General features: G+C 60.0%; 3 protein-coding genes and 1 pseudogene. 1 reads left to right on the top strand and 3 read right to left on the bottom strand.

What is annotated here, in order from left to right; translation table 11 throughout:
• Positions 1-234: 234 nt before the first annotated feature.
• Positions 235-897: a hypothetical protein gene (locus tag EWH12_RS21370; protein ID WP_129927767.1), complete on the bottom strand. Its 663-nt coding sequence runs from the start codon at positions 895-897 to the stop codon at positions 235-237.
• Between the two features lie 159 nt (positions 898-1,056).
• Positions 1,057-1,374 carry a hypothetical protein gene (locus tag EWH12_RS21365; RefSeq protein WP_242496168.1) on the bottom strand — a complete coding sequence of 106 codons (318 nt, stop codon included), beginning with the start codon at positions 1,372-1,374 and terminating at the stop codon, positions 1,057-1,059.
• Positions 1,375-1,554: 180 nt separating this feature from the next.
• Between EWH12_RS21365 and EWH12_RS21360 the strand changes: the two genes are divergently transcribed.
• The gene (locus tag EWH12_RS21360) at positions 1,555-2,454 is read left to right on the top strand and encodes a Ros/MucR family transcriptional regulator (RefSeq protein WP_129927766.1); all 900 of its coding nucleotides are present in this window, start codon (positions 1,555-1,557) and stop codon (positions 2,452-2,454) included.
• 100 nt (positions 2,455-2,554) lie between these two features.
• On the opposite strand, the pseudogene EWH12_RS21355 reads toward EWH12_RS21360, so the two are convergent.
• Positions 2,555-5,281, bottom strand: a pseudogene (locus EWH12_RS21355) (strawberry notch family protein); the annotation flags it as partial.
• Between the last annotated feature and the right edge of the window lie 121 nt (positions 5,282-5,402).

The following is a 5,402-nucleotide window of genomic DNA, read 5'->3' as shown; positions in this document are numbered from 1 at the left end:
CCTAGTTCCGGGTGCTGCTGGCTCGGGTGATACCGGGCTTCTGAAAGGCTTGAGCCGGATGATGGGAAACTATCAAGTCCGGTTCTGAGGGGGGTGCGGCCCGGCAACGGGCCGTGCCTACCCGACGTTCGTCATGGTCGGTCTGGCTATACAGGCGCGCGGACGCGCCCGGCGCGTTAGCGTCGGTCATGATGTCATCCTTATGGCTCGATCAGATTTGGAGGGGCGGGTGCGTCAGGCCGACGGCACTTCCTTTGAGGGACGCACGCTGCGGTCGGCGTCAGTTCGGGCAAGAGCCCAGTCGAGATAGCCAAGACGGGTATCGCCATTGGCGACCTCGGTCTGCCAATCGGCCGAGGGATATTGCGGATAGTCGATCCATGGATCAGGCGGTTCCGCCGGTGGCGTCACTGCAGATCGGACCAAACAGCGCGCCAGCTCTTCCTGGGTGCTGGCAAATTCGACATGATCGGCAAATATCGCGCACCATCCTCCGCCAAAGACGTCGCGACGTGGGCGCGAACAGCCATAGCTCCAGTCGAACCCGACAGGCGCGGTCTGCAAACTCTCCTGGCAACAGCGCCGGATGAGTTCAGCAATCGGACCAGGCTGGAAGTCGGTCGTGCCATAAATGGCGACGATGCACTCGGCTGCGCCCGCAATCTCGATCTCGGCCCCGAAATGCGGGAAGTCGGGATCATCGAAGATTTCGAGCAGGCCGTTGAACGGATTGGCGAGATCGGTCGGCATGAAGGCGGCGAGGAATTCAGCGCTCGGTTCCCCCGGGGCAAAATCACCCAACAGGTCGGACGCGTGCTGCCACGCCTCCTCGATCAACGCAGCTTCACGTGCGATGCAGGTGAAGGCGAAGGAAGCTTGAACATAATGGTCAGCCATGGACCGGCTCCATCATTGCTTCATCGATCGGTTCTTCATCGATGAGCACCAGCGGCGGCGGGTTCTGGCGTGCAAGCTGGTAGTCGCTTTCGACTGCCACGATGCCTCCCAATTCCCGAATGCGTTCGATCGAGAAGAGCTGCTGGTCATCTTCAGTCGTCAGATAGTGTCGCGGTTCGCCATGGCCCTTGTAATGACGCGGACAGAGGGGAAGCTTCCCGCATATCCGCCCGACCATCGGACATAATGAAGACCAAGACATCGACAGCTTTCTTCGATTCTCCCGAAGCATCCATTGGCCACTTCGTGATCCATCAAGATGAGAGGATCATTTACAGGAAGATAGGCGGGATCGAAGGGCGTTCCGTCCCAGTCGACAGCCGCGTTGTCGCTGCCGATCGCCTGAACGAGAAAGGGGTATTGCGAACGAGGAAGCACACCCCCTATCATGATATGCGCGGATACACGGTCGGCCATGACATGCCTTTCGTAGTTACTGGACTCCAGTCGGTCTCTCCATCCTCACCCCCTCCCCTTTACCGGACCGTATGACCGTCACTCATTCCCGTCTTGCATGAGCTGCGGATTCCCGCTTAGCTACAGCGCAGTTCCAGTCCGGCGATAACCGGCATGTTTTCCTCAACCGGGAGTCCTTTCGTGGCCGATACCGAGCAGCCTGATTTCACCGCAATGACGGTGCAGTTACTGAGCGCCTATTTCTCCAATAATCAGGTTCCGGCCGGCGACATCGCTGGCATCATCGAAGCGACCCGCGGCGCGCTCGAACGGAAGGCCGACGTGGAAGTGCCAGCGGCACCCGAGCATGTTCCTGCTGTATCGATCCGCAAGAGCCTTGGCTCACGCGAACACATCATCAGCATGCTCGATGGAAAGCCGTACAAGACCCTCAAGCGGCATCTGGCGGTCAATGGAATGACACCCGCCGAATATCGCGAGCGCTATAATCTTCCCAGGGATTATCCCATGGTCGCGCCTGCCTATTCGGAACAGCGGCGCACCGTCGCGCAAAAGCTCGGCCTTGGACGGCGGTTTGGCGCGAAAGCACAGGATGCGGTTCCGGTAGTGGAAGCGTCACCCGTGGTAGAGGCGGCGCCAGTTGTCGAAGCGACACCGGTTGTCGAAGCCACACCGGCAGTCTCGACGGAAGCTAAGCCCAAGCGCGGCCGCGGCAAGGCGGCCGCTGCCAAACCCAGCGAAAAGGCCGAAATCGTATCGTCCGAACCTAAGCCAGAACCTGCGACTGTGCCTGCAAAAGCGGAGGCCGCGACAATAAAGCCTGCCAGGAAGAAGCTGGGCGTACAAACCGCACCGCGAACTGCGAAGGCCCCGACAGCATCCGTGAAGGAGCCTTTGGAACCCGCAGTATCAGAACCCGCAAAGGCCAAACCTGCCAAGCCAGCCAACGGGAAAAGTACAGTTGGAAAGACCGCAACGCCAACAGCTGCGGCATCCACGAAGCCGAAAGGTGCAGGGCGGCAGGTATCCGCTGTGAAACAGAAGAAAGCGCCTGTTCCAGCACGGACATCTACGGAATAATGGTCACCGACGAGATATGGGTTTATCCAACCCATATCTCGTCTGTCCGCTGACCTTGCGAGCATAATCGGTAGCGCGATGTGGCGCACCGCGGCGAAGACTAGCTCCGCTCCGCCATAATCCTGGCAAGGATGTCGCCCGCACGGTCAGGAGGCAGGAAAATCCTGGTCTTGAAGGCGACGACCTCACTGAATGCTCCGCAAGCCTTCAACCAGGTCCGATCCTCGGGTCGATAGTCTCGTATTTCGAGGCGTGCACTGTCGTTAACATGAACCCGGGCAAGTCTGGCCGGACCAAGACCTGGGATCGATACTCCGCCCACCGAACGCGCACCATCGATGATTTCGTCGGGACCAAGAGCTGTCGCGCCATCGAGGCCGAACTCCCTTTGGATCCGTTCGACGGCTGCTGGATGGATGATGCGCCCCAGGATTGAACCGCCCGCGCCATCGTCGATCCGCCAGACGCGCACGTCATCTTCCGGCAATTTGTGCCATACGGGCAGCAGCAGCCCGGTGGCCAACGTGATCGTTTCGACCAAGAGATTTTTCGTCGCTTCACCCACTTCCCCCTCCCAAAAGACCTGGAAAGCATCGGGTTCGATCTCGCTCCAATGGCTGGCTTTTAGGGCCGCTCTATCCATGCGGAGCTGACCGTTCGGACGAATGAGATAGCAGCGTTCGATCCATTTGCCATCGTCGTCCTGTCCCGGCCATGTCGGCATGCACAGTGCGACCCGGCCGGACCGGGCATTGCGGAGCCAGGCAATATTGTCCGTGTTCTTGCAAATAAGCTGCAACGCAGCCCAGTTGGTAACCGGTGGCCGCCGGTGCAGTTCCAGACGCAAAAGCCGTGTCTGGGCGCCGATTATAGGATCTGTGCGCAGCAGACTGTCGGAAAGCAGAACCACTTTCTCGGCGCGGATGGTTTCAATACCCAGGTCAAGCGTGCCGGCAGCGCGCGCCGCTTCGACGCGGTCCTCGACCAACCCCAGAAACTCCTCGAATATGCTGTTCTGCGTTGCGATCCGCAGTGCCAATATGCGGTTGAGCCAGCGATGAATGGGCGGCAGACGTTCCAGAAGTTCCCCGCCTTCGTCGCAAAGCTCAAGGCCCGTCATCTCCTGGAAATCAGCGAGCGAGACGCTGCGGAGTTTGCCCTCATAGAGGAGATGGAACCATTGAACGAGCGCATCGTGGGCATAGTCGGATTCCAGATTGTCGGAAGGATCGAACAGGTTTTGCGATCCGGTCTGGCGTTGCCCTCTGGTCAACGCGCCCAACGCTTCCAGACCGCGGATGATGGTGCTGAGGAAGCGCCGCTCCCCCCGGCAATCGGTGGTGAGCGGGCGATAGACAGGCGGCGTCAGCTGGTTCGTCCGATGGCTACGACCAAAGCCCTGTACCGCCGAGAGGATGCGGAACCCAAGTTCCAGCAGAAAATGCGCGCGGCGCCTGTGCGCGCTGGCACAGTTCCGATCGGAATGCATAGATCGTCCGGTACTCCCGGCCAGGGAAAAGGCGGCGATAGGCTTGCGGCCATCTTGAAACGCCTGAACCTCGAACAGATTGGCCCGAGCGCTGCGCCTCTCGACCTTTTGTCGCCCGGTGATGTCGGGCACGATACGCCGCGAGCGCCCCGTAATCTCGGCGATCTGGTCGGTTCCGAAATGCGCGATAAGTGCGTCGAGCGCGGTCGGAATCGCGGGCAGTGCGCACAGCTCCTCGATCAATTCGTCGCGTGCGGCGATCGCCTGGCGGGAAAGCACCGGATTGCCCTCAGCATCGATCATCGGTTCAGCGCGCGTCGCGCCATCGTCGGTTCGAAAGACCCGCATCTGACGCACAGGAAAGCCATTCTTCAAATAGTCGATCAAGGTTTCCTTTGGAGAAACCTCAACGTCCATCGTCGCCCGTTCCTGGGCGGAGAGTTCGGATAGACGCCGATCCATGATGGCCTCGCCCGTGCTGGCGAGTTGCACCAGCACTACATTGTCCGACGCCAGCTCCTGCTCGATCGCGTTGATGAGCGAGGGCATTTTCATGCTGACCAGGAGACTGGAAAAGAAGCGCAATTTCGCGGATTCAAAGGCGCTGAGGGCTGATCCCCGCGCCCGGGCGTTCTGGGTCTTGCCCGACATTCTATCGACTATGCCGATCTCGGCCAGCACATCGCGCAATCCGCGATGAATAATGCTCCAGCTATCGGCATAAGCATCGTAGATCGAAATCTGATCTGGCGTCAGCGCATGTTCCAACGGCTCATATTCGACGCCCGCAAAGCTCAACGCCCGGGCGGTGTAGAGACCCATCGCTTTGAGATCGCGGCAAACGACCTCAAGGGCTGCGATCCCCCCCTCTTCCATCGCCTTCATGAACATGTCGCGCGTGGCAAAGGCAGTGCCCGGTCCCCAGAGCCCCAGGCGAACAGCATAGGAGAGATTTTCCGGCCTGGCCGCGCCGGTCGCGGACATGTAGAGAATGCGAGCGCGCGGAAGCGCATTTTGCAATCGAACGCCGGCAAGCCCCTGTTCCGAGCCTTGCGCTTTGCCAAAATCCGTCTCAGTCCCGCCTGCGTGCGCCATCGCATGAGACTCGTCGAAGACGATCATGCCGACGAAATCCTCGCCAGTCCAGTCCAGTAGTTGTTGCAGGCGGGAGGCTGTATCGTGGCGCGCGGAGCGCAAGGCGGCGTAAGTGAGGAAGATAATGCCGCTTTCCATCGTGATCGACGTACCCAGGGGAAAGTTTGAAATCGGCTGAATATCGATGGCAAGCCCGCCCAGCGCCGTCCAGTCGCGGCGGGCGTCCTCGATGAGGTCGGTGAGAACGGCGGAGCAATATTCGACCACGGTAGCGGCGGGATAGTCCTGCTGCGGGCGGCGTAAAAGTCGTCCACCTTGAAGCCTTTCTGCCGAGTCAGGGAGGTGTGGGGATCTACAGCGTGGA

It is taken from the genome of Sphingobium cupriresistens, from assembly GCF_004152865.1.
Taxonomy (GTDB): domain Bacteria; phylum Pseudomonadota; class Alphaproteobacteria; order Sphingomonadales; family Sphingomonadaceae; genus Sphingobium; species Sphingobium cupriresistens.
The sequence above is the reverse complement of the archived record's forward strand: the minus strand, read 5'-3'. Positions and strand labels throughout refer to the sequence as shown.